Here is a 25,454-nt window from a genome sequence, read left to right on the forward strand (position 1 = left end):
GGGCACTACCCTGAGAGGCCTGCCGGCGGACGATCACGGACGCCCACGGACGATCGCGGACCGGCGGAGGGCAACGGCACGGGCAGTGGTGGGGGACGAAGCGTGGCCACAGGGGAGAACCGGGAATCGCAGCGGGTCCTGCGGGAGTTCGCGGAGCGGCTCGACCAGCTGCGCCGGGACGCCGGCAACCCGGACGGCCCCCAGCTCATCGACGCCGACCCGAGCGGCAGGCTCACCAGGAGCGGCATCAGCGAGCTCCTGCGGGGCCGCGCCGGAGTCTTCCGGGTGCACGACTGGGACCTCGTCTCCGCCTTCGTCCACGCCTGCGGCACCTACGACGCGGCCAGCACCCGGATCCTGCCGCCCGGCCGCACCGACCCGGCCGTGTGGAAGAGCGCCTACACGGGGCTCGTGAACCAGGTGGAGGCGTTCGACCGCAGCGGGCGGGAGAGCCGCACCCCCGCCCCGCCCCTGCCGGAGCTGCCCGCGCTCGCGCCGCTGCCCGCCGTACCCGCCGGCTTCACCGGCCGGGAGCAGGACCTCGACGGGCTCCTCGCCCTCATCGGGCCGGCCGGCGAGGGGCCCGCTGCGGACGGGCCGGCCGGTGGAGGTCCCGCCGCCGGATCCGCCGTCGTGGTGGCCGCGGTGCGCGGGATGGGCGGCATCGGCAAGACCACCCTCGCCCTGGCGGCCGGCCACGCGGCGATCGGGCGGGGCGACTTCACCGACGGCGTCCTCCTCGACCTGCTCGGGTACGACGAGACCCCCGTCGACGCGGGCCAGGCCCTCGACAAGGTCCTGCGCCTGCTCGGGCTCGACCCGGCCCTGATCCCGCCCGACCACGACCAGCGCGCCGCCCTCTACCGGTCCCAGCTCGCCCTCCGCGCCCGGCGCGGCGAACGGCTCCTGATCGTCGCCGACAACGCCTCCCACACCGACCAGATCGAACGGCTCCTCCCCGGCGACGGCCCCCACCGCCTGCTGGTCACCTCCCGCGACGACCTCTCCGCCGTCGGTGCCCGCCTCGTCGACCTCGACGTCCTCGCCCCCGAGGAGTCCGCCGCCGTCCTCGACCTCGCGGTGCGCACGGCGCTCCCCAGGGACACCCGCGTCACCGCCGACCCCGACGGCGCCCGCCGCATCGGCGAACTCTGCGGGCGCCTGCCCCTCGCGCTGCGGATCGCCGCCGCCCAGCTCGTCGCCGACCGGAGCCTGACACCCGCCCGGCTCGCGGACGACCTGGAGGACCCGGACGACCGCCTCGACCTGCTGGACGACGGCACGCGCGCCGTCCGCGCCGTCCTGGAACGCTCGGTCCGGCGCCTGACGACCCCGCAGGAGGAGCTGTTCCGCCTGCTCTCCGTCAACCCGGGGCCGGACCTCTCCACCGACACCGTCGTCGCCTACAGCGGACTCGGGAAGCCCAAGGACGTCCGCGCACGGCTGGCCGCCCTGCAGAAGGCCAGCCTGGTCCGCCAGGACCGGGAGACCGGCCGCTGGAGCATGCACGACCTCGTCCGCGCGTACGCCACCGAGCGGGCGGCGGGCCACCCGGCGGTGAACGACCGGGCCCTGCGGCGCCTCCTCGACCACTACGAATCCGCCGTCAGGGACGCGAACGTCCACCTGGTGCTGGGGTCCGATGGGAACCGCGCCACCTTCGGCGGCCGCACCCCGGCCCTGCGGTGGCTCGACTCCGAGTACTCCAACCTGGTCGCTGCCGTCCACGCCGCGCACTCCACGGGCCGTCCGGACACCGTCATGGTGATCGTCCCGTACCTCGGCGCCTTCCAGTCCTTCCGCCGCCACCTCGGGGACCACGTCGGCCTCTCGGCCCTCGCCCGCGACGCGGCGGCGGCGTCCGGCACGCCGCACCACCTGGCCAACGCACGGACCAACCTCGGGATCGCGTACCAGGAGTCGCTCCGGTACAGCGAGGCGGAGCGCACCCACCGCACCGCGCTCGCCACCTACCAGGAGCTCGGCTACCGGCAGGGCGAGGCCCCGGTGTGGACCAACATCGGGATCACCCTCCAGGAGACGGGCCGCCACGAGGAGGCGGAGGCCGCCCACCGCACCGCGCTCACCGCCTACCAGGAGCTCGACCACCGGCACAGCGAGGCCGTGACCTGGACCAACCTCGGGATCACCCTCCACGGGATGGGCCGCCACGAGGAGGCGGAGGCCGCCCACCGCACCGCGCTCGCCACCTACCAGGACCTCAACGACCGGCACAAGGAGGCCGTGGGGTGGAACAACCTCGGCACGTCGCTGCGCGTCCGCGGAGAACTCCGGGCCGCGGTGGAGGCCGGTGAGCGGGCCGCGGCCATGTTCGACGCGCTGGGGGACGACTACCGGCACGGTCAGGCGCTGGGCGAGCTGGCGTTGACGCTGACGGCGTCGGGGCGGCCGGACCGGGACGTGCGGGCGGTGCGGGAGGCGGCGGCGGAGGCGTACCGGCGGGCCGGGGCGGAGGACGAGGCGGTGAAGGTCCTGGAGCGGGACGGGGCAGGGCCGGCGGACGGCGAAGGGGACGGTGGAGGGGCGTGACGGTGGAGGACGCGGGGTTCGACGGGCTGGTGCCGGTGGCGGAGGGGCCGGGCGGGCTGCGGGTCTGGGGCGTGGCGGAGCCGCCGCGGTCCGGGCTGTACGGGGCACCGGTGGAGGTCAACGTCCTGCTGGAGGCGGGCGAGGAGCCGGAGCGGCTCGACCTGTCGCTGCTCGGCGAGGTGGTGGCGGACGTGGACCGCTTCGTCGGGGCGGCGCTCGGGCTGGTGCGGCGGGTGCTGGCGGCGGAGCCGGAGGTGCTCGGGCTGACGGCGGAGGAGGCGGGGCGCCACCTCGCGGGCTCCGACGCGGAGCTCCCGCTGGGCGCCCCGCAGATCGACTTCCACCTCGACGGGTGGCAGCTGCGGTTCACCGAGGGCGCCCTGCCGGTCTGCGACCCGTACGGGGCGGCCGTGGTGTTCGACGGGCTGCGGCCGGTGCGCTTCGAGGACCTGCGCGATGCCGAGCCGGTGGAGGAGTAGGGCGTTCCCTTCAGGCCCGGCCGGTCGGGGCCTGAAGGTCAACAGAGGGCGTCCCAGTCGTGGAGGGCCCGGAGGGCCGCCGCGCGTTCGGCCGGGGTGGCGGTGTCCGGGGCCGGGGTGAGGAGGTAGTCGGCGACGGGGGTGAGCAGGAGCCGGCCGTCGGGGGCGGGGACCAGCCGGGCCTCGTCCCAGTCGTGGCGGATGACCGCGCGGCGCAGCAGGGTGCCGTGGCGGGCGGGGAGCCGGGGCGTGGCGGCGGCTTCGCCGCGGCGCCGGTGCTCGGGGGCGAGTTCCGCTTCGAGGGCGGCGCGGACCGGGGCGAGCGGGCCGAGCGCGAGGTGGGCGGCGGCGCGGTCGAGGAGGGCGACGGCCTCGGGGGCGAGCCGGTAGGCGGCGATGACGGCGGCGGTCTCGGCGGCTTCGAAGGGCTGCCGGTCGAGGGCGGCGACGTCGAGGACGTCGGCCGGGCGGAAGGGGCGGCGGAGGCCCTCCTCGGCGAGGGCGATGAGGCACTCGACGTGGTCGTCGGCGACCAGGTAGGGGCGGACGGGGACCCCCGCGCCGTCCCCGTCGAGGGCGGCGGTGGTGAGGCGGACCCGGTACCAGGGGTCGACGAGCGGGTCCTCGGCCGGCCAGTGGACGGTGACGGCGGTGTGGTGCGGGCGGTCGCCGAGCAGTGCGACCTCGATGTGCTCCACGGGCTGGTCGGTGACCAGGCGGACGACGGCCTGCCAGAGGGCGGCCTCGCCGGGGGCCACCAGGTCGAGGGTGTCCAGCGGCCGGAGCAGCCCGGCCGGGTAGTAGCCGGCGAGCGGGAGGCCGCGCAGGGCCCGGACGCCGGTGGAGCGGGCGAGGTCGCCGGCGAGGCGGGTGTAGCGGTCGGCCCGGTCGCGGGCGCGGCGGAGTTCGGCGCGGGCCGGCGCGCCCATCCGGACGTCGTCGCCGGCGAGCGCGGAGAGCACGAGGGCGGGCAGGTGACGGCTGGTGCGGGAGCGGTGGAGCAGTGCGGCCGGCCCGTCGGCCGGGTCGACGTCGAGCAGGTGGTACAGCAGAGCGGTGTTCACGGCGTCCGCCTCCGAAGGTATGGTCGTGGCCCGGCGTCACCGGCGGCCGACGGCGGGGCGGGCGTGGCCGGAGCGCAGGGGGTTCCCGGCCGTCCGGGCGGAGGCAGGCGCGGGGTGGACCGGCCCGCGGCGGCAGCGGCCTTGGGGGGTAGGGGAGTTCGGGAAGCAGGGGGTTTCCCTGTGCCCGGGGTGCAGGGCTGGGGTGGGGGCGGACCGGACCGTCTCCGGTGGTCCCCGGCACGGTCCATCCTGCAGGGCGGCGTTCAACGCCTGGTCACCGCAGGCTCAACGGACCCTCGACACCGGGCGGCGCACTGTGATTTATAGGTGACACAAAGTCTGACATGTGCACGAGCGGGGCGGGCACTGTCCTGGGGCAGCTGGGGGCAGGATTGGGCGATCTCCGTTTTTCGTTACTCGGTCTGATGCGGGCGCACCGCGGCGCGACGGCGCTGAAGGTGGGCAGTCCGCAGCAGCAGGCGATGCTGGCCGTCCTCCTGTTGCGGCCGGGCCATTCGGCGAGCGCCACCGACCTGATCGCGGCGCTCTGGGGAGAGGAGCCGCCGAACGCGGCGATGACCACCGTCCGCACCTACGCGTGGCGGTGGCGGAAGATCCTGGACGGCGCCGTGGAGGGCGGCGCGACGACCGGCGGGACGACCGGCGGAACAGGCACCGCCGGCGGAACAGGCACCGGCACCGGCAGCAGTGACGACAAGGCGCCGAGCCTCCTGGTGTCGATGGGCGACGGCTACCGCCTCGTCCTGCCCAAACTCGCGGTGGACACCGCCGAGGCCGAGTCGCTGGCCGCCGAGGCCGAGCGGACGGCCCGGGCGGATCCGCTGCGCGCCCGCGACCTGCTCAACCAGGCGCTGGAACTGTGGCAGGGCGAGCCGCTCGCCGGCATCCCCGGACCGTTCGCGGAGCGGCACCGGCAGCGGCTGGAGGAGCTGCGGCTGACCCTCCTGGAGGAGCGGATCGGCCTCGACCTCGCGCTCGGCCGCTACTCGCGCTGCATCCCGGAGCTGACCGCGCTCACCACCGAACACCCGCTGCACGAGCGGGCGTACGGGCTGCTGATGCGCGCCCTCTACCAGGCCGGGCGGCAGGCGGACGCACTCGCGGTGTTCCGGGGCGTGCGGCAGCTGTTCCTCGCGGAGCTGGGCGTCGGGCCGGGCACCGAGCTGGACCAGCTGCACCGGCGGATCCTGGAGGGGGACCCGGCACTGGCCGCCCCCGCCGCGCCGGAGCCGGTGGCCGCCGTACCCGCGGCGGCGGGCGGCGGCCCCGAGGCCGCCGGGGCGGAGGCGGACGGCCGGGAGGAGCCCGGCGAGGAGCGCGGGACGGCCCGTCCGGCCGCCGCACCACCGCGCCCGGCGCAGCTGCCGCCGGACGCCGCCGACTTCACCGGTCGGACGGCGCCGGTCCGGGTGCTGGACGGGGCGCTCGGGGCGCCCTCCGCGCAGGCCCTGGTGATCGCGACCGTGGTCGGCATGGGCGGGGTCGGCAAGACCGCGCTGGCGCTGCACGTCGCGCACCGCGTCCGGGACGCCTACCCGGACGGCCAGCTGTACGTGGACCTGCGCGGCTCGGACCCCGTCCCGGCCGATCCGGAGGCGGTGCTCAGCGGGTTCCTGGTGGCGCTCGGCGTGGCGGCCGACGTCGTCCCGGACGGACTGGACGCGCGGTCGGCGCTGTTCCGCTCGGTGGTGGACGGGCGGCGGCTGCTGCTGGTCCTGGACAACGCCAAGGACGCCGCGCAGATCCGGCCGCTGCTGCCCGGCGCGGTCGGCTGCGCGGTGCTCACCACCGGGCGCACCCGGCCGGCCGGGCTGCCCGCCACCGTCCAGGTCGACCTGGACGTGTTCCAGCCCGCGGAGGCGCTGGACCTGCTCGGCCGCACCATCGGCGCCGAGCGGCTGGCCGCCGAACCGGAGGCGGCGCGGGAGCTGGTGGTGGCCTGCGGGCACCTGCCGCTCGCGGTCCGGATCGTGGCCGCCCGGCTGGCCGCCCGGCCCGGCTGGACGGTGGGGACGCTCAGCCGCCGCCTCCAGGTGGAGCGGCGGCGGATCGACGAGCTGCGGATCGGGGACCTCGCGGTCGCGGCGGCCTTCGAACTGAGCTACCGCCAGCTGACCGCCGACCAGTCCCGGGCGTTCCGGCTGGTCGCCTCGGTGGACGGGCCGGACATCGGCCTGGCCGCGGCCGCCGCGCTGCTGGACCTCGACGAGTACGACGCCGAGGACCTGCTGGAGGCGCTGGTGGACGTGGCGATGGTGGAGTCGCCGTTCCCCGGCCGGTACCGCTACCACGACCTGCTGCGGGCGTTCGCCCGGCGGCGGCCGGCGGAGGGCGCGCAGCCGGACGGGGACCACGGGGAGGCGGTGGCCGCCCGGGACCGCCTGCTGGACCACCTGCTGGCCACCGCGTGCACGGCGTTCCAGCACGCCGTGCCGGGCGATCCCGCCGCGGGCGCGCTCGGTCCGGCCCGCTCCCCCGGGGTCCCGCTGACCGGGCGGGACGCGGCCCGGGAGTGGGCGGCGGCGGAGCGGGCGGGTGCGGTGGCGCTGGCGGCCCAGGTCGCGGCGCACGCGGGGGCTTCGGCGGAGGCCACCCTCGCGGGGGCCACCACCACGGGGGCCTCCACGTCGGCGGCCGCCGCACCGGGTCACGGTGCGGCGGGTGGCGGCGGGACGGGCGGGGCGGGCGGGGCGGATGTGCCGGAGGGGGCGGACGGGGCGGCGCTGCGGGCCGCGATCGACCTGCTGATCGCGCTCACCCCGTTCGTACTGACCCCGCCGAGCCGTCAGCTGGCCGCCACCGCCGACGCGCTGGCCGAGGCGGCGGCGCGGCACCGGGACGTCCGGGCCGAGGGGCGGGCGCACTTCCTGCGCGGCAACGTCGCCCTCGCCGCGACCCGGCTGGACGCGGCCGAGGCGGCGGCCCGGCAGGCCTCCGACGCGGCGCGGGCCGCCGGGGACACGGTGATCCTCCGCCAGGCGCTCAACGACCTGGGGCTGATCTGCCAGTTCCTCAGCCGCTACGACGAGGCGGTCGACCACTACGACGAGGCGCTGCTGCTGGCCAACGAGCTGGGGCACCGCTCCGGCGCGCTGGTGACCACGGTGAACGCCGCGCTGGCGCGGGTCCGCAGCGGTCGGGCGGACGAGGCGGTGGCGATCTGCCACGAGGCGCTGGCCGAGCTGCGCACCCGGCAGGACGACCCGGGGCGGGCGTACACCCTGTACGTGCTGGGGCTGGCGCTGCACGCGCTGGGGCGGCACGAGGAGGCGGTCACCTGGTTCGGCGAGTGCCTGACGGTGGCGGTCGGGGCCGGTCTGCGGGACCGGGCGGCGCACGCGCGCTACCGGCTGGCGGACAGTCTGCGCTCGCTCGGCCGGACCGACGAGGCGCTGGAGCACGCCGGGCAGGCGCTGGCGCTCTGCGAGGAGCTGGGGGCGGAACGCGACCAGGCGCAGGCGCTGGTGGTGCTGGGCCGCTCGCTGGCGGACCTCGGACGCGGGGCCGAGGCGGGCGCCAGGCTCCGGCAGGCGTTCGAGATCTTCGGCCGCCTGGGGCTGCCGGAGGCCGCCGAGGTGGCGCGGCTGCTCGCGGAGCCGGCGTTCGCCCTGGTGGATCCGTGAGCCGGGCGGCCGGCGGGGCGGCGGTTCCGCGGGTCGCGGATCCGTGGGGCCGGGGGCGGGGCTGTGGCTGTGGCTGTGGCTGTGGCTGTGCAGAAACGGTTCTGCATGACGGGGGCGGGCCGGAGTGGGCCCTGCGCCGGGCTCAGGAGCCGGTGCTGTTCCAGTCGCCGTGACCGCCGGTCGGGGTCGGGGTGGGGGTCGGGGTCGGGGTGGTGGTGACCACCCCGCCCTGGCCCGCACCGGCCGCACCGTCGGCCATCGCCGTACCGGCCGCACCGAGGGCGATCGCCAGGCCGAGGCCCGCGGCGGCCAGGCGGATCCGGGTGGGACGGAGGTTCGAACGCTTCGCCATGACTGCTCCCTGGGGTGTCTTCCCTGGTGGGAAGGCGTTTTCCGGGCTGATGGGATCAGCATGGCAAGGCGCGTTCAACGGCAGATCGACGCACGAGCACCGTGCGTCGATCGCCGCCGTTGATCCGGGTGTCGAACGCCCCCGCCCGGGCGGGGCCGCCCCGCTACGGGCGGATCTCCAGCGTGCAGCACTTCACGCTGCCGCCGCCCTTGAACAGCTCCGAGAGGTCCATGCCGATCGGCCGGAAGCCGCGCTCCCGCAGCCGGTCGGCGACCCCGGTCGCGGCCTCCGGCAGCACCACGTTCAGGCCGTCGCTCATCGCGTTCAGCCCGAACACCTCCGCGTCCGCCTCCTCCACCAGCACCGCGTCCGGGAACAGCCTCCGCAGCACCGCCCGGCTGCCCGCCGAGAACGCGCCCGGGTAGTACATGACCTCGTCGCCGTCGAGCACGCTCAGCGCGGTGTCGAGGTGGTAGAAGCGCGGGTCGACGAGGTCCAGGCCGATCACCGGCCGGCCGAGGAACTCCTGCGCCTCGGCGTGGCCGGCCGAGACGCTGCGGAAGCCCCGCCCGGCCAGCAGGTGGCCGCCCGTCAGCAGGAGGTCGCCCTCACCCTCGTTGACGTGCTCCGGGTCGTGCGTGGTGAAGCCGTTGGCGCGGAACCACTCCAGGTAGGCCGGCCCCTCGGCGGCTCGCTCGGCGTTGCGGAACCGCGCGCCGAGCACCCGGCCGTCGACGACGGTCGCACCGTTCGCCGCGTACACCATGTCGGGCAGGCCGGGCAGCGGGTCGATCAGGTCGACGCGGTGGCCGAGTTCCAGGTAGAGCTCGTACAGCCGCTCCCACTGGGCGACGGCGAGGCCGGTGTCGACCGGCTTGGCCGGGTCCATCCAGGGGTTGATCGTGTAGCTGACCTCGAAGTGGGTCGGACGGCACATCAGGTAGCGGCGCGGGCGGGCGGTGCGGGTCATGGCGGGGCTCCGGGAGGTGAGGGAGGGAGGTGAGGGAGGGAGGGGCGACGGGCGGCGACGAGCCGGGGGGCGGGATCAGGACCGGGACCGGGGCCGGGACCGGGTCAGGAGGAGGCCGGCCGCTCGGGGAAGCTCCGCAGGCCGCGCAACGGGCTGGCCAGCAGCACCGCACCGGCCGACAGCAGCACGCCCGCCATGATCCAGATGGTGGTGCGGGCGCCGAGCACCTCGCCCAGCCAGCCGCCGAGCAGGGCGCCCACCGGGATGGCGCTGAAGTTGACGGTCGAGGCGCTGGCCCGGATCCGGCCGATCATCGCCGGCGGGCAGTACGACTGGTAGAAGCTCCCGGCGATGACGTTCCCGGCGATCACGCCGCAGACCGCGACCGACCAGGCGACGGCACTCGCCGCCAGCGGCAGCTGCTCACCGGCCAGCGGCAGCAGCAGGATGAACGGCGCGGCGACCAGCTCGCAGAGCAGCAGCCCGCGCGCCGTGCCGAACCGCCGGGCGATCCGGCCCGCCAGCGCCGCACCGGCCAGGCCGCCGACCGACACCACCGCGAAGACCAGGCCGATCCCGCCGGGCGTCACCCCCACGCTGCGGACCAGGAAGACCGTCTGCACCGCCTGGATGCCGTTCAGCCCGAGGTTGCCGACGGCGCCGAAGACCGCCAGCGTCCGCAGGTACGGGTCGCCCGCCAGGAAGCGGACGCCCTCGCCGATCTCCTTCAGGATGCCGCGCCGCTCGGAGACCGGCGGCGGGGTCTCCTCGACCCGGATGGTGCCCACGCAGAGCGCCGACACCAGGTAGGTGACCGAGTCGGCGAGCAGCCCGCTGGCCGCTCCGAACACCTGGGAGAGCAGGCCGGCCAGGCCGGGCCCGGCGATCTCCGCCGCCGAGTCCCCGGAGCGCAGCTTGACGTTGGCCTCCAGCAGGTCGTCCTTGGCGACCAGGGCGGGCAGCACGGCTCCGTACGCGGTGGAGAAGAACACCTTGACCGCGCCGGCCAGCAGCGCGACCGCCACCAGCTGGCCCATGGTCAGGACGTCGAACCAGCCGGCCACCGGCACGCTGGCGAACAGCACCAGCAGCAGCAGGTCGCAGGCCAGCATCACCTTGAGCCGGGGCCAGCGGTCCACCCAGGCCCCGGCCAGCAGGCCGAGGAAGAGCCACGGCACCCAGGCGGAGGCGGTCAGCACGCCGACCATGAACGGCGAGGCGTCGAGGGTGACGACGGCCACCAGGGCGAGGGCGACGTTGCCGACGGCGGTGCCGAGCCCGCTGGTCGTCTCACCGATCCAGAGCTTGCGGAAGTCGCCCTGCGCCCAGAGGCCCCAGCGGTTCCTGCGTCCCTTGTCCGGCTGGTCCGCCACGGGCGGCGGCGGGGCGGAGACAGTGGTCATGACGGGTCACTCTCCAAGCTTCTGGGCCAGCACGGCGGCGATCCGTGCGACGGGTTCGGGCTGGGTCATGGCGCCGTGCTCGCAGGCGACGCGGTGGAGCGTGACGTGCCCGTCCACGTACGGCCGCCAGGCCTTCTCGTAGGGCCAGTCCGCCGGCTTGTCGAGGGTGGCGCCGAAGAAGAGGACGTCGCCCCGGTAGCGGTCCGGCACGTGCTCGGCCATGAGTTTCCGGTGGTGTTCGAAGACGTCGGGCAGGATCCCGGCGGCCTCGCCGAGCAGCGCGGTGAGGTCGGCCTGGCCGCGCCCGTCGGCCGGGTCGTAGCCGAGCGAGGCGAGCAGTTCGGCGAGGGTGTCGACGGGCTCGTCGGACGGCGGGGCGTCGGCGTGCCCGGCCGGGTCGGCCGGTGCTCCGTCCAGGAGGGCCAGCAGGGCGACCTCGGCACCGTCGGCCTGGAGCCGGACGGCCATCGCCTGGGCGACGACCGCGCCGAAGGACCAGCCGAGCAGGTGGTACGGGCCCTCGGGCTGGACGGCCCGCAGCTCGCGCACGTAGTCCTCGGCGATCTCGGTGACGGCGGCCGGGGAGCCGCCGTGCAGACCGCGGGCCTGGAGGCCGTAGACCGGGCGGTCGGGGCCGAGGTGGCGCAGCAGGCCGGAGTAGACCCAGCTGATGCCGGCGGCGGGGTGGACGCAGAACAGCGGTGCCCTGGTGCCTCCGGCGCGCAGCGGGAGCAGGACGTCGAGGGCGTCCGCGCCCGCCGTCCGGGCCGGGGCTCCCCCGCCGGTGGCGGTGCCGGTGGCGGCCGTCGGGGAGTCCGCCGGGTCGAGGCGGCGGGCCAGCCCGGCGACGGTGGGGGCCTCGAAGAGGGCCCGCATGCCGAGGTCGGCGCCGAGTGCGGTGCGGATCCGGCCGAGCAGCTTCATGGCGAGCAGCGAGTGGCCGCCGAGGTCGAAGAAGCCGTCGTCGACGGAGACCCCGGGCAGTCCGAGGACCTCGGCGAAGAGGTCGCAGAGCAGCTTCTCGCGCGGGGTGCGGGGCGGGCGGCCGGTGGGTGAGGCGGCGAAGTCCGGTGCGGGCAGGGCACGGTGGTCCACCTTGCCGCTCGCGGTCAGGGGCAGGGCGCCGAGGGTGACGAACGCGGCCGGGACCATGTGGGCGGGCAGCGACTCGGCGGCGAAGGCGCGCAGTTCGGCCGGGTCGAGCCGGTCGGCCGGGTCGAGCGGGTCGGGCAGGTCGGCCGGGTCGGGCAGGTCGCCTCGGCCGGTCGGCCGGTCGCCGGGGGCCGGGTCGGCGACCAGGTAGGCGACCAGCCGGGGGCCGGCGGCGGAGTCCTCGCGCGCCGTCACGGTGGCGGCGAGGACGCGCGGGTGGCTGGTCAGCACGTGCTCGATCTCGCCGGGTTCGATCCGGAAGCCGCGGATCTTGACCTGCTGGTCGGTGCGGCCCAGGTACTCGACCCGGCCGTCGCGGGTGCGGCGGACGAGGTCGCCGGTGCGGTACATCCTCTCCCCCGCGCCGAACGGGCCCGCGCCGAGCAGGTCGGCGGCGAACGGGTCGGCGACGAAGCGTTCGGCGGTCAGGCCAGGCCGGCCGAGGTAGCCGCGGGCCAGGCCCGCCCCGGCGAGGTACAGCTCCCCGGGGACCCCGACGGGCACCGGGTTCAGCCGCCCGTCGAGGACGTAGGCCCGGGTGCCGAGGACGGTCCGGCCCAGCGCGGGGCGGTCGGTGTCGGCGAGCGGCTGGATCAGCGCGTCGACCGTGGACTCGGTGGGCCCGTACAGGTTGTACGCGGTGGTGCCGGGGGTCTCGCGCAGCCTCGTCCACAGGGACTGGCCGACCGCCTCGCCGCCGAGCAGCACCACCTGCGGCGCGGGTGCGTCCAGCAGGCCCTCGTCCAGGAGCCGTTCGGCGTAGGAGGGGGTGACCTCCAGGACGCCGACCCGCTCGGTCCGGAGGTGCCGCACCAGGGCGGCGGCGTCGCGGCGGACCTCGTCGCCGATCAGGTGCAGCTCGTGGCCGGCGACCATCCAGAGCAGGCCGTCCCAGGAGGCGTCGAAGCCGAGCGAGGCGGTCAGGGCGACGCGCAGGCGGCCGTGGGACCGCTCCGCCGCGCCGATCGGGCCGGTCGCGGCGCGGTGGGAGGCGAGCAGGGCGGCGATCGAGCCGTGGTCCACCTGCACGCCCTTGGGGCGGCCGGTGGAGCCGGAGGTGTAGACGACGTAGGCGGTGTCCCCGGCGGCGGGGGCGACGGCGTGGCCGGCGGGGCCGCTGTCGGCGGCGGCCCGGGCGGCGGCGCCGTCCACCGGGCCGGGGCGCAGGGCGGGACGGCCGTCCAGCAGCTCGGGCAGCGGCCAGCGGTCGTCGGTGAGGACGAGCGCGGGCGCGGCGTCGGCCAGCATCGCGGCGGTCCGGTCGGCCGGGTACTCGGCGTCCAGCGGGAGGCAGGCGGCGCCGGACTTGAGGACGGCGAGCAGGGAGACCACCGTCTCGGCGGAGCGCGGCAGCGCCAGGGCGACCGGGGAGTCCGGGCCCGCGCCCGCCGCGACCAGGCGGTGGGCCAGGCGGTCGGCGAGGGCGTCGAGTTCGGCGAAGGTCAGCCTGGTCCCCCCGGCGACCAGCGCGGTCGCGTCCGGTGTGCGGGCCGCCTGGCTCGCGAAGGCGGCGGGCAGCAGCGGCACCCCGGACGGCAGCGCCTCGCCGCCGGTGAGGAGTTCGGCGCGCTCCGCGGCGGAGAGCAGCTCGACCCGGCCGATCGGCAGCTCGGGCCGGGCGGCCACCGCGGCCAGCAGCCGGCCGAAGCGGACGGCGATCGACTCGACGGTCTCCCGGTCGAACAGGTCGGTGGCGTAGTCGATCGCGCACTCCAGTCCGGCGGGCGCGCCGTCCTGGTCGAAGGACTCGCCCATGCCGACGGAGAGGTCGAACTTGGCCTCGTACCCGCCGACCGGTTCGACGGCGGCCGGCAGCCCGGCCAGGTCGAGCGGTGCGTCACCGGACCCGCCCGGAGTGCCGCCCCGGGCGCCGCCCTGGAGCAGCAGCATCACCTGGAAGAGCGGGTGGCGGGCCGGCGAGCGGGTGGGGTTGAGCTCCTCGACCAGCCGCTCGAACGGGACGTCCTGGTGGGCCTGGGCGTCGAGCTGGGCCTCCCGGACCCGGCGGAGCAGGTCGGCGAAGCCCGGGTCGCCGGAAGTGTCGGTGCGCAGGACCAGGGTGTTGACGAAGAAGCCGACCAACTCGTCCAGCGCCTCGTCGGTGCGCCCGGCGACGACCGAGCCGATCGGCACGTCGGTCCCGGCGCCGAGCCGGGTGAGCAGCGCGGCCAGGCCCGCCTGCAGGGTCATGAACATCGTGACCCGCTGCTCGCGCGACAACTCGACCAGTGCGCGGTGGAGTTCGGCGCCCAGCTGGAGGACGACGCGGTCCCCGCGGTGGCTGCTGTCGGCCCGCCGGGGGCGGTCGGCCGGGAGGGCGATCTCCTCCGGGATCCCGGCCAGGGTCTCGCGCCAGTAGGCGAGTTGGCGGGCGGCCAGGCTCCCGGGGTCGTTCTCGTCGCCGAGCAGCTCGCGCTGCCAGAGGGCGTAGTCGGCGTACTGGACCGGGAGTCGCTCCCACTCGGGCGCGGCGCCGTCACGCCGGGCGGCGTAGGCCCCGGCGAGGTCGCGCAGCAGCGGGCCCATCGACCAGCCGTCACCCGCGATGTGGTGCAGGACGAGGACGAGCAGGTGCTCGTCCGGGGCGAGCGGGAGGAGGTGGGCGCGGACCGGCAGGTCGGCGGCGAGGTCGAACGGGACCGCGGCGCAGGCGGCGAGCTCCGCGGCCGGGTCGGCGGGCGGGGCGGTGCGGTGGTCGAACGGCACCCGGGAGTCGGCGGGGGCGAGGATCCGCTGGTGGGGCTCGCCGTCCTGCTCGACGACGAGCGTGCGCAGGCTCTCGTGCCGGTCGACCAGGTCGCCGAGGGCGGCTTCGAGGGCCGCCGGGTCGAGCGGCCCGGTGAGGCGCAGGGCGATCGGGAGGTTGTAGAGGGCGCTGGGGCCCTCCATCCGGTCGATCAGCCAGAGCCGCCGCTGGGCGAAGGAGAGCGGCAGCGGATCCGGGCGCTCGCCGGCCGTCAGCGCGAGCCGGGCGCCGGAGCCGTCCAGCCGCCGGTCCAGGCCCGCCGGGGTCGGCGCCTCGAAGACGTCCCGGATGCCCAGCTCGGCGCCGAGCGCGCTGCGGACGCGGCTGACGAGCTTCATGGCGAGCAGCGAGTGGCCGCCGAGGGCGAAGAAGTCGTCGTCGATCGAGACGGTCGCCAGCCCGAGGACTTCGGCGACGAGGCCGCAGAGCAGCTCCTCGCGGGCGGTCCGGGCGGCCCGGCCGCCGGCGAAGAGCCCGAAGTCCGGGGCGGGCAGGGCGCGGCGGTCGATCTTGCCGCTCGCGGTCAGGGGCAGGACGTCGAGGGTGACGACGGCGGCCGGGACCATGTGGGCGGGCAGCGACTCGGCGGCGAACCGGCGCAGTTCGAGGGCGAGTTCGGCACCGGCGGGGGCCGGGGCAGCGGGGTCGGCGGATGCGGCGGGGCTCGGGGCCGCGGGGGCGACCGTCGCGCAGTGGGCGACCAGGCGGCGGTCGCCGTCCGCGCTCTCGTGCAGGGTCACCACGGCCTGGCGGACGGCCTCGTGGCGGGCCAGCACCTGCTCGATCTCGCCGGGTTCGATCCGGAAGCCGCGGATCTTGACCTGCTGGTCGGTGCGGCCCAGGTACTCGACCCGGCCGTCGCGGGTGCGGCGGACGAGGTCGCCGGTGCGGTACATCCTCTCCCCCGCGCCGAACGGGCCCGCGCCGAACAGGTCGGCGGCGAACGGGTCGGCGACGAAGCGTTCGGCGGTCAGGCCCGGGCGGCCGAGGTAGCCGCGGGCCAGGCCCGCCCCGGCGAGGTACAGCTCCCCGGGGACCCCGACGGGCACCGGGTTCAGCCGCCCGTCCAGGACGTAGGCCCGGGTGCCGGGCACGGTCAGGCCCAGGGACGGGCGCTCCGAGTCGGCGAGCGGCTGGATCAGCGCGTCGACCGTGGACTCGGTGGGCCCGTACAGGTTGTACGCGGTGGTGCCGGGGGTCTCGCGCACCCTGGTCCACAGGGACTGGCCGACCGCCTCGCCACCGAGCAGCAGCACGCGCGGCGCCGGCTCGTCCAGCAGCCCTTCGGCGATGAGCTGTTCGGCGTAGGAGGGGGTGACGTTGACGGCGTCGAGGCCGGCCGCGCGGACGTGCCGGACCAGGGCGGCGGGGTCGCGGCGCAGGTCGTCGTCGATCAGGTGCAGCTCGTGGCCGGCGACCATCCAGAGCAGGCTGTCCCAGGAGGCGTCGAAGCCGAGCGAGGCGGTCAGGGCGGCCCGGATCCGGCCGTGCCGCCGTTCGGGGCCGGCGAAGGTCCCGGCGCGGTGCGAGGCCAGCAGGGCGGCGATGGAGCCGTGGCTGACGACCACGCCCTTGGGGAGCCCGGTGGAGCCGGAGGTGTGGATGACGTAGGCGGCGTCGGCCGGGCCGATCCGGACGGGGAGGGCGTCGGCGGGCCGCCCCGCCCACAGCTCCTCGTCGGCCCGGAGCTGCGGGAGGCCGTCCAGGGCCTCCGGCAGCGGCCAGGCCGCGTCGGTGAGGACGACCGCCGGGCGGGCGTCGGCCAGCACCCGGACGGTGCGGTCGAGGGGGTGGTCGGCGTCCAGCGGGAGGAAGGCGGCACCGGCCTTGAGGACGGCGAGCTGGGCGACGACCGTCCCCGCCGAGCGGGGCAGGGCCAGCGCGACCAGCGACTCCGGGCCGATGCCGGCCGCGGCCAGGCCGTGCGCGAGGCGGTTGGCGCGGGCGTCGAGTTCGGCGTAGGTCAGCCGGGTGTCCCGGAAGACCAGCGCGGTGAGCTCCGGGGTGCGGGCCGCCTGCGCCTCGAAGGCGGCCGGGACGAGCGGCCGCTCGGCGGGCAGGGGCCGTGCGCCGCCCAGCAGTTCGGCGCGCTCGCCGTCGCCGAGCAGGTCGGCCCGGCCGATCCGCCGACCGGGCTGCGCGGTCACGGCGGCGAGCAGCCGGCCGAAGCGGGCGGCGATCGACTCGACGGTCTCCCGGTCGAACAGGTCGGTGGCGTAGTCGATCGCGCAGTCCAGTCCGGCGGGCGCACCGTCGGGGCCGAAGAACTCCTCCAGCGTCACGTTCAGGTCGAACTTGGCGACGCCGGTGCCGGCCGGCAGCGGCTCGGCCCGCAGACCGGCCAGCTCCGACTCGGCGTCCGCGTTGGACTGCAGGACCATCGCCACCTGGAAGAGCGGGTGGCGGGCCAGCGAGCGGGCGGGGTTGAGCTCCTCGACCAGCCGATCGAACGGCACGTCCTGGTGGGCGTAGGCGCCGAGGCCGGTCTCCCGGACCCGGCCGAGGAGTTCGGCGAAGCTCGGGTCGCCGGAGGTGTCGGTGCGCAGGACCAGGGTGTTGACGAAGAAGCCGACCAGGTCGTCCAGCGCCTCGTCGGAGCGGCCCGCGACGACCGAGCCGATCGGCACGTCGGTCCCGGCGCCGAGCCGGGTGAGCAGCGCGGCCAGGCCCGCCTGCAGGGTCATGAACAGGGTGACGCGGTTCTCCCGCGACACCTCGACCAGCGCCCGGTGGAGTGCGGCGTCGAGGGTCAGCGCCACCCGGTCGCCGCGGTGGTCGGCGCGGGCGCCGCGCGGGCGGTCGGCCGGGAGGGCGATCTCCTCCGGGATCCCGGCCAGGGTCTCGCGCCAGTAGGCGAGTTGGCGGGCGGCCAGGCTCCCGGGGTCGTTCTCGTCGCCGAGCAGCTCGCGCTGCCAGAGGGCGTAGTCGGCGTACTGGACCGGGAGTCGGTCCCACTCGGGTGCGGCGCCCTCGCGCCGGGCGGCGTAGGCCCCGGCGAGGTCGCGCAGCAGCGGGCCCATCGACCAGCCGTCACCCGCGATGTGGTGCAGGGCGACCACCAGGACGTGCTCCTCGGGCGCGACCCGGAGCAGGGTGACGCGGACGGGCGGCTCGGCGGCCAGGTCGAAGGGGCGGCGGGCGGCCCGGTCGACCTCGGCGTCGACGGATTCGGCCGTGCAGTCGAGGAGTTCGACCGCGAGGGGGGTTCCGGCGGGGGCCGGGATCAGCTGGTGGGGCTCGCCGTCGTGCTCGGCGATGACGGTGCGCAGGCTCTCGTGCCGGTCGACCAGGTCGCCGAGGGCGGCTTCGAGCGCGGCCCGGTCGAGCGGCCCGGTGAGGCGCAGGGCGAGCGGCATGTTGTAGAGGGCGCTGGGGCCCTCCATCCGGTCGATCAGCCAGAGCCGCTGCTGGGCGAAGGAGAGCGGCAGGCGCTCCGGGCGGGCCCCGGCGGTCGGGGCGGGCCGGGTGCCGGAGCCGTCCAGCCGCCGGTCCAGGCCCGCCGGGGTCGGCGCCTCGAAGACGTCCCGGATGCCCAGTTCGGCGCCGAGGGCCGAACGGACCCGGCTGAGCAGCTTGGTGGCGAGCAGCGAGTGGCCGCCGAGGGCGAAGAAGTCGTCGTCGGCGGAGACCTCCGGCAGGCCGAGGACCTCGGCGAAGAGTCCGCAGAGGATCTCCTCGCGGGCCGTGCGGGCGGCCCGGCCGCCGGTCGCGGCGGCGAAGTCGGGGGCGGGCAGGGCGGCCCGGTCGAGCTTGCCGTTGACGTTGAGCGGCAGCGCGTCCAGGACCACGAAGGCCGCCGGGATCATGTAGTCGGGCAGGGTGGCGGCCGCCCGGGCGCGCAGTGCGGCCGGGTCGAGCCGCGGCGTGCCGACCAGGTAGGCGACCAGCCGGGTGCCGGCCGTGCCGTCCTGGTGCGGCAGCACGGCGGCCTGGAGGACGTCGGGGTCGGCGGTGAGGGTGGCCTCGATCTCGCCGGGCTCGATCCGGAAGCCGCGCACCTTGACCTGGTGGTCGGTGCGGCCCAGGTACTCGACCGCACCGTCCGGGCGGCGGCGGGCGAGGTCGCCGGTGCGGTACATCCTCTCCCCCGCGCCGAACGGGTCGGCGACGAAGCGTTCGGCGGTCAGGGCCGGGCGGCCGAGGTAGCCGCGGGCCAGGCCCACGCCGGACAGGTAGAGCTCGCCGGGGACGCCGGGCGGCACCGGGTTCAGCTGCCAGTCCAGGACGTGCGCGCGGAGGTTGGGCAGCGGGTGGCCGATCAGCGGGCGGCCGCCGTCGGCGGTGACCGGGTGGAACAGCGCGTCGACGGTGCACTCGGTGGGTCCGTACACGTTGAGGACGGCGGTGTCGGGGGCGGCGCCGAGGGCGGTCCAGAGGGACTGGCCGAGGGCCTCGCCGCCGACCATCACCAGCGTGGGCGGGCAGGTGGTGAGCAGGCCCTCCTCGACGAGCCGTTCGGCGTGGCCGGGGGTGATGTCGAGGATGTCGGCGCCGGTGCGCGCGAGGTGGCGGACGACGGCGGCGGCGTCGCGGCGCAGGTCGTCGTCGAGCACGTGGAGCTCGTGGCCGGCGACCATCCAGAGCACCGCCTCCAGCGCCGTGTCGAAGGACAGCGAGGCGGTCTGGGCGAAGGTGAACCGCCGCCCGGGCCGGGCCTGTTCGGCGACGGCGATGGTCTCGGTGCGGTGGAAGCCGAGCAGGTTGGCGAAGCCGGCGTGGCGGACCACCACGCCCTTGGGGAGGCCGGTGGAGCCGGAGGTGTAGATGACGTAGGCGGCGTGTTCGGGGCCGGCCGTGGCGGGAGGGTCCCCGGCGGGCCGGTCGGCCCACGCCCCGGGGTCGGCGGGCAGGACGGGCAGGCCCGCCAGGACCTCGGGCAGCCGCCAGCCGTCGGTGGTGAGGACGGCCGCCGGTCGGGAGTCGGCCAGCATGTGGGCGATCCGGTCGCGGGGGTGGTCGGCGTCGAGCGGCAGGAAGGCCGCGCCGGCCTTGAGGACGGCGAGCAGGGCGACCACCGACTCGGCCGAGCGGGGCATCGCGAGCGCGACCACCGACTCCGGGCCGACCCCGGCGGCCAGCAGGCCGTGGGCGAGGCGGTTGGCGCGGGCGTTCAGCTCGGCGTAGGTCAGCCGGGTGTCCCGGAAGACCAGCGCGGTGAGCTCCGGGGTGCGGGCCGCCTGCGCCTCGAACGCCGCCGGGACGAGGACGTCGGCCCCGGCGCGGACGGCGCCCTGCCAGTCGGCCAGCGCGGCCCGGCCGGCCGCGCCGAGCACGTCGAACTCGGCGACCGGGCGGTCCGGGTGGTCGGCGGCCTGGGCCAGGACCGCGGTGAGGGCGGTGGCGAGCCGCTCCGCGGTGGCCGGGTCGAAGAGGTCGGTGGCGAACTCCAGGCCGCCCTCCAGCCCGGCCGGGGTGCCGTCCGGGTGGTGGCGCTCGGAGAGGTTGAGGGTGAGGTCGAAGGCGGTGGTCGGCAGGCCGAGCGGCTCGTACGCGGTCCGGGTGCCGGGGAACTCGGGGCCGCCGCCGGCCGTGTTGTCGAAGGCGATCATCACCTGGAAGAGCGGGTGGCGGGCCAGCGTGCGGGCCGGGTTCAGCTCCTCCACCAGGCGCTCGAAGGGCACGTCCTGGTGGGCGTAGGCGGCCAGGTCGGCCTCCCGGACGCGGGCCAGCAGCTCGGCGAAGGTCGGGCGGCCGGCGAGGTCGGTGCGCAGCACCAGGGTGTTGGCGAAGAAGCCGACCAGCTCGTCGAGGGCCGGGTCGAGCCGGCCGGCCAGCGGGGTGCCGATCGGCAGGTCGTCGCCGGCGCCGAAGCGGTGCAGCAGGGTGGCGTAGGCGGCCTGGAGCACCATGAACAGGGTGACGCCGTGCTCGGCGGCGAGGGCGGCCAGCCGGGCGTGCAGGGCGGCGTCCAGCTCCAGCGGGACGACGTCGCCGCGGTGGGTGGCGACCGGCGGGCGGGGGCGGTCCAGCGGGAGCGGCAGTTCGTCCGGCAGGCCGGCCAGCGCCTCGCGCCAGTGGGCGAGCTGGCGGCTCAGCGGGCTCTGCGGGTCGGTGTCGGAGCCGAGCAGCCGGTACTGCCAGAGGGTGTAGTCGGCGTACTGGACCGGGAGCGGGTCCTGGACCGGCCGTTCGCCGCCGAGCCGGGCGGTGTAGGCCTCGGCGAGGTCGCGGAAGAGCGGCCGCAGCGACCAGCCGTCGCTGGCGATGTGGTGCATGACGAGCAGCAGGACGTGCTCGTCCGGGCCCTCGGGCCGCAGGTAGGCGTGCACCGGGACCTCGGCGGACAGGTCGAAGGTGTGGCCGGTGAGCTCCTCGACCGGGCGGTCGGTGACGCTGAGCAGCGGGGCGGGCGGCGCGGCCAGCACCCGCTGGTACGGGACGCCGTCCTGCTCGCCGAAGACGGTGCGCAGCGCCTCGTGCCGGTCGAGGACGTCGCCGAGGGCGGCTTCGAGGGCGGCCGGGTCGAGCGGGCCGGTGAGCCGCAGGGCGAGGGTGACGTTGTAGGTCGCGGCGGGGCCCTCGGCCTGGCCGAGGAACCAGAGGCGGCGCTGGGCGAAGGAGACCGGCAGGTGTTCGGGGCGCTCCGCGGGGCGCAGGGCGGGCCGGGCGGGGTCGGTGGCGAGGCGGGCGGCGAGCGCGGCGACGGTGGGCGCCTGGAAGAGGTCGCCGATGGCGAGTTCGGCCCCGAGCTCGGTGCGGGCGCGTCCGACCAGCCGGGTGGCGAGCAGGGAGTGGCCGCCGAGTTCGAAGAAGTCGTCGTCGATGGTGATGCCGTCGATGCCGAGGACCTCGCCGAACAGCGCGCAGAGGGTGCGCTCGCGGTCGTCGCGCGGGGCGCGGCCCTCGGCGTCGGCGCCGAGGTCGGGGGCGGGCAGGGCGCGGCGGTCGACCTTGCCGTTGGCGTTGAGCGGCAGGGCGGGGAGGACCGTGACGGCGGACGGGACCATGTAGGCGGGGAGCGACTCGGCCGCGAACCGCCGGAGTCCGGCGGCGAGTCCGGCCGGGTCGTCGGAGGTGGCGGCGCAGTAGCCGACCAGCCGGGTGTCGCCGGGGCGGTCCTCGCGGGCGACCACGATGACCTGCCGGACGGCGGGGTGGCGGGAGAGCACGGCCTCGATCTCGCCGAGTTCGATCCGGAAGCCGCGCAGCTTGACCTGGCCGTCGATCCGGCCGAGGAACTCGATCGCGCCGTCGCCGGCGCGGCGGCGGACCAGGTCGCCGGTGCGGTACATCCGCCCGCCGGGCGTGAAGGGGTCGGCGACGAAGCGTTCGGCGGTCAGCGCGGGCCGGCGCCAGTAGCCGCGGGCCAGGCCCGCCCCCGCGACGTACAGCTCGCCGGGGACGCCGGGCGGGACGGGCTGCAGCCGGGCGTCCAGGACGTGGGCGCGCATGTTGTCGAGCGGGCCGCCGATCGGCGCCCGGGGGCCGTCCAGGTCGGCGGCGGTGAGGTGGTGGTGGGTGGCGAAGGTGGTGGCCTCGGTGGGGCCGTAGACGTGGGCGAGCAGGAGGTCGGGGCAGCGCTCCAGGACGCGGCGCATCAGGGTGCCGGAGGCGGCCTCGCCGCCGGTGCTGACGGTGCGCAGGGCGGCGAAGGTCTCCGGGGCCTGCTCGGCGACCAGGTCGAAGAGCGCCTTGGTGAGGAAGACGGCGGTGACGTCGTGCCGGGTGGCGACGGCGTGCAGGGCGGCGGCGTCCAGGGTGCCGGGCGGGGCGATCACGACCGTGCCGCCGGCCAGCAGGGGCGTCCACAGCTCGTAGGTGGCGGCGTCGAAGGCGTGCGGGGAGTGCAGCAGGATCCGCTCGTGCCGGCCGTCCCGCCAGCGGCGGTCGGCGGCGAGGTCGACCACGTCGCGGTGGCGGACGGCGACGCCCTTGGGGGTGCCGGTGGAGCCGGAGGTGAACATCACGTAGGCGAGCCGGTCGGGGTGGACGGTCAGGCCGGGGTCGTGGTCGGGGCCGTCGTGCCCGTCGCCGGGGCGGACCACGGCGGCGGTGTGCGCGAACCCGGGGTCGGCCCGGTCGGTGAGCAGGACGGGGGCCCCCGTGTCGGCGAGCAGGGCGGTCATCCGCTCGGGCGGCAGGCCGGCGTGCATCGGGACGTAGCAGCCGCCGGCCTTGAGCACGGCGAGGGTGGCGACGACCAGGTCGACCGAGCGTTCCATCAGCAGGGCGACCGGGCTCTCCGGGCCGACGCCGTGGGCGACCAGGTGGTGGGCGAGCCGGTTGGCGCGGGCGTTGAGCTCCGCGTATCCGACGGTGCCGCCGTCGTGGGCGAGCGCCACCGCGTCCGGGGTGCGGGCCGCCTGCGCCTCGAACAGTCCGGGCAGGGAGCCGGTGCGGAGCGGTGCGGCGGTGGCGTTCCAGGTGTCGAGCAGGCGGGTGCGCTCCTCGGGGCCGAGGATGTCGAGGGTGCCGATCGGCGCCGCGGGGTCGGCGGCCGCGGCGGCCAGCAGCCGGCCGAGCCGCTCGAACAGGGTGGTGACGGTGGACCGGTCGTAGAGGTCGGCCGCGTACTCGGCCGAGCCGGTGAGGCCGGCCGGGGCGCCGTCCGGGCCGTACTGCTCGGTGATGCCGATGTTGAGGTCGAACTTGGCGACCCGCAGGCCGAGCGGTTCCGGCTCCGACTCCAGCCCGGGCAGGCCGAGTTCGCCCTCCTCGTGGTTCTGGAGGACGAGCAGGGCCTGGAAGAGCGGGTGGCGGCCGAGCACGCGGGCCGGGTTGACCTCCTCGACCAGCCGCTCGAACGGCACGTCCTGGTTCGCGAAGGCGTCCAGCTGGGACTCCCGGACCCGGCCGAGGAGTTCGGCGAAGCCCGGGTCGCCCGAGGTGTCGGTGCGCAGCACCAGGGTGTTGACGAAGAAGCCGACCAGGTCGTCCAGCGCCTCGTCGGAGCGGCCGGCCACGCCGGTGCCGAGCGGGATGTCGGTGCCGGCGCCGAGCCGGGTGAACAGGGCGGCCAGGCCGGCCTGGAGGACGGCGAACAGGGTGGACCGGTGCGCACGGGCCAGGCCGGCCAGCGCGGCGTGCAGTTCGGGTCCGTAGGCGAACGCGACGGCGTCGGCGGCGCCGGTCGGGACGGGCGGGCGGGGGCGGTCCGCGGGGAGCTCCAGCTCCTCCGGCAGACCGGACAGGACTCCTCTCCAGTGGTCGAGCTGACGGCTCATCAGGCTGTCGGGGTCGGACTCCTCGCCGAGCAGCTCGCGCTGCCAGAGGGTGTAGTCGGCGTACTGGACCGGCAGCGGCTCCCAGTCGGGGGCGCCGCCGGCCAGCCGGGCCCGGTAGGCGGCGCCCAGGTCGCGCAGCAGCGGGCCGAGCGACCAGCCGTCGCCGGCGATGTGGTGGAGCACGACGAGCAGCACGTGCTCGGTGGGCGTGAGCGAGAAGACCGTGACCCGGACGGGGAGTTCGGCGGCCAGGTCGAAGGTCCGGGCGGCGGCCCGGTCCAGCACCGCCGGGTACTCCCCGGCCCCGGGCCCCGGTGCGCAGTCCACCGTCTCGAAGGCGGCCGCCTCCAGGGCGGCCGTCGCCTCCGCGGACGGCAGGATCCGCTGCACCGGGACTCCCCCGGCCACCGGGAACACCGTGCGCAGCGCCTCGTGCCGGGCGACCACGTCCGCCGTCGCGGCACGCAGCGCCGCGGTGTCCAGCGCACCGCGCAGGCGGACCGCGAACGGCAGGTTGTAGAGCGCGGTCGGCCCTTCGATCTGGTCGACCAGCCAGAGCCGCTGCTGTGCGTACGAAACCGGGATCACGGTGCTTCCTCTACTCACGTCTGCTCACGCCACTGCGTGGGAAGGGGTGGTGGACTCGGGCCCTCAGGCGGGGACGGCGGCGGTGGGCAGCACGCTGGGCCGGCAGTCCAGGACGTCGACCGGGCGGCCCATCGCGACGGCGATCCTCCGGTCGCCGCGGAACGGGTCACGGCCGTGCGCGCAGAGCACGTTGTCGACCAGCATCACGTCGCCGACCTGCCAGGTCTCGCGGACGGTCGCGGCCTCGTAGGCGGCGTTGAGCGCGTCCACGTCCTCCCGGGAGAGCGGTTCGCCGTCGCCGAAGCCGGTGTTGAACGGCAGGCCGTCCGGGCCGAACTCGTCGGCCATGGCCTCCCGGATGTCCGGGTCGAGCGACCACTCGCTCCAGAAGGCCAGGTGGTTGAACCAGACCTCCTCGCCGGTGTGCGGGTGGTGGATCGTGGCGGAACGCAGCTGGCTGGTACGCAGGTTGCCGTCCGGCTGCCACTCCCAGGAGATGCCGTTCTCCCGGCAGTACTGCTCGACGTCGGCGCGGTCCTCGGTGCCGAACGCGGTCCGCCAGCCGAGCGAGACGTAGTCGGAGTAGGCGCGGTTCAGCGTCCAGCCCGAGGAGCGGCCGCGCTCGGCGAGGTGCTCCGGCAGCGCGGCGAGGACCTTGCGGACGTCGGCGGTCGGGGTGGCGCCGCCGGCCTCCGGGGCGGTCAGGCAGGCGAAGAGCAGCCGGCCGGGGAAGGTCAGGGTGTAGCTGTTCTCGTTGTGCATCCGGATCGACTGGGCGGGCGGCAGGTCGGTCGACGAGAAGACGCCGTCGCCGAAGTCGCTGCGCGGGGTGGCCTTCTCCCGGTACGGGGTCGGCTCGGGGATCAGCACGTCGCGGACGGCGGCGACGTCCGCGCTGGCCGCCACCGGCAGCCCGCGCAGGAAGATCGTGCCGTGCTCGTGCAGGGCGGCGGTCAGCTCGGCCTCGTTGTCGCGCAGCCAGGCGCAGGCCTCGGCGAGGTCGGCGCCGGCCGGCACCCGGGTGAGGGCGGGGCGGCCGGGGTTCAGCTCCCAGCTGATCGGCATCGCGGCGCTCACCGGGCGCCGAGGGCGGCCACCAGGCCGGCCGGGCGGATGTCGGTCCAGTTCGCCTCGATCCAGTCGAGGCACTCCTGGCGGGTGGCCTCACCGTGGACGGTGCTCCAGCCGGCCGGCACGTCGATCCAGACCGGCCAGAGCGAGTGCTGGTTCTCGTCGTTGACCAGCACCAGGTAGCCGGCGTTGTCGTCCTCGAAGGGGTTGCTCATGGTGGTCTCCTCGAAGGGGGTGTGGCCTGGGGTGTGGTTCGAAGTTATCGGCGGCG

General features: G+C 76.4%; 10 protein-coding genes. 3 read left to right on the forward strand and 7 right to left on the reverse strand.

Annotated features, from left to right (window positions below):
- Positions 1-102: 102 nt before the first annotated feature.
- Both OG550_RS05905 and OG550_RS05910 read left to right on the forward strand, forming a co-directional pair.
- A complete protein-coding gene (locus tag OG550_RS05905; protein WP_327675274.1) occupies positions 103-2,550 on the forward strand; it encodes a tetratricopeptide repeat protein in 2,448 nt (815 codons plus the stop codon).
- Positions 2,547-3,029: a hypothetical protein gene (locus tag OG550_RS05910; protein ID WP_327675276.1), complete on the forward strand. Its 483-nt coding sequence runs from the start codon at positions 2,547-2,549 to the stop codon at positions 3,027-3,029. The genes OG550_RS05905 and OG550_RS05910 overlap by 4 nt, the downstream gene beginning before the upstream one ends.
- A 38-nt stretch (positions 3,030-3,067) precedes the next feature.
- Here OG550_RS05910 and OG550_RS05915 read toward each other — a convergent pair whose 3' ends face one another.
- Positions 3,068-4,093, reverse strand: coding sequence for a hypothetical protein (locus tag OG550_RS05915; protein WP_327675278.1), 1,026 nt, complete (start codon positions 4,091-4,093; stop codon positions 3,068-3,070).
- A 425-nt stretch (positions 4,094-4,518) separates the two neighbouring features.
- Here OG550_RS05915 and OG550_RS05920 point away from each other — a divergent pair, with 425 nt between their 5' ends.
- Positions 4,519-7,737, forward strand: coding sequence for an AfsR/SARP family transcriptional regulator (locus tag OG550_RS05920; protein WP_327675280.1), 3,219 nt, complete (start codon positions 4,519-4,521; stop codon positions 7,735-7,737).
- Positions 7,738-7,879: 142 nt separating this feature from the next.
- Here the strand turns inward: OG550_RS05920 and OG550_RS05925 are convergent, their stop codons facing one another.
- The 6 genes from OG550_RS05925 to OG550_RS05950 form a co-directional block, all read right to left on the reverse strand.
- On the reverse strand, positions 7,880-8,089 hold the full coding sequence (locus OG550_RS05925; RefSeq protein WP_327675282.1) for a hypothetical protein: 210 nt from the start codon (positions 8,087-8,089) through the stop codon (positions 7,880-7,882).
- A gap of 163 nt (positions 8,090-8,252) precedes the next feature.
- Positions 8,253-9,059, reverse strand: coding sequence for a dimethylargininase (gene ddaH, locus OG550_RS05930; protein WP_327675284.1), 807 nt, complete (start codon positions 9,057-9,059; stop codon positions 8,253-8,255).
- 104 nt (positions 9,060-9,163) lie between these two features.
- Entirely contained in the window at positions 9,164-10,462 is a 1,299-nt protein-coding gene (locus OG550_RS05935) for an MFS transporter (RefSeq protein ID WP_327675286.1), read from the reverse strand.
- Between the two features lie 6 nt (positions 10,463-10,468).
- Positions 10,469-24,112, reverse strand: a complete 13,644-nt coding sequence (locus OG550_RS05940) for a non-ribosomal peptide synthetase (protein WP_327675288.1) — start codon at positions 24,110-24,112, stop codon at positions 10,469-10,471.
- A gap of 63 nt (positions 24,113-24,175) precedes the next feature.
- Positions 24,176-25,177, reverse strand: a complete 1,002-nt coding sequence (locus OG550_RS05945; RefSeq protein WP_327675290.1) for a TauD/TfdA family dioxygenase — start codon at positions 25,175-25,177, stop codon at positions 24,176-24,178.
- 8 nt (positions 25,178-25,185) lie between these two features.
- Positions 25,186-25,398, reverse strand: coding sequence for an MbtH family protein (locus OG550_RS05950; RefSeq protein ID WP_327675292.1), 213 nt, complete (start codon positions 25,396-25,398; stop codon positions 25,186-25,188).
- Positions 25,399-25,454 lie beyond the last annotated feature (56 nt).

Origin of the sequence: Kitasatospora sp. NBC_00458 (assembly GCF_036013975.1) — a bacterium.
Classification (GTDB): Bacteria; Actinomycetota; Actinomycetes; order Streptomycetales; family Streptomycetaceae; genus Kitasatospora.

Coding starts and splice junctions, on each gene's coding strand:
- OG550_RS05920 (WP_327675280.1), top strand. CDS start 4,519: ATGCGGGCGCACCGCGGCGCGACGGCGCTGAAGGTGGGCAGTCCGCAG.
- OG550_RS05925 (WP_327675282.1), bottom strand. CDS start 8,089: ATGGCGAAGCGTTCGAACCTCCGTCCCACCCGGATCCGCCTGGCCGCC.
- ddaH (WP_327675284.1), bottom strand. CDS start 9,059: ATGACCCGCACCGCCCGCCCGCGCCGCTACCTGATGTGCCGTCCGACC.
- OG550_RS05935 (WP_327675286.1), bottom strand. CDS start 10,462: ATGACCACTGTCTCCGCCCCGCCGCCGCCCGTGGCGGACCAGCCGGAC.
- OG550_RS05945 (WP_327675290.1), bottom strand. CDS start 25,177: ATGCCGATCAGCTGGGAGCTGAACCCCGGCCGCCCCGCCCTCACCCGG.
- OG550_RS05950 (WP_327675292.1), bottom strand. CDS start 25,398: ATGAGCAACCCCTTCGAGGACGACAACGCCGGCTACCTGGTGCTGGTC.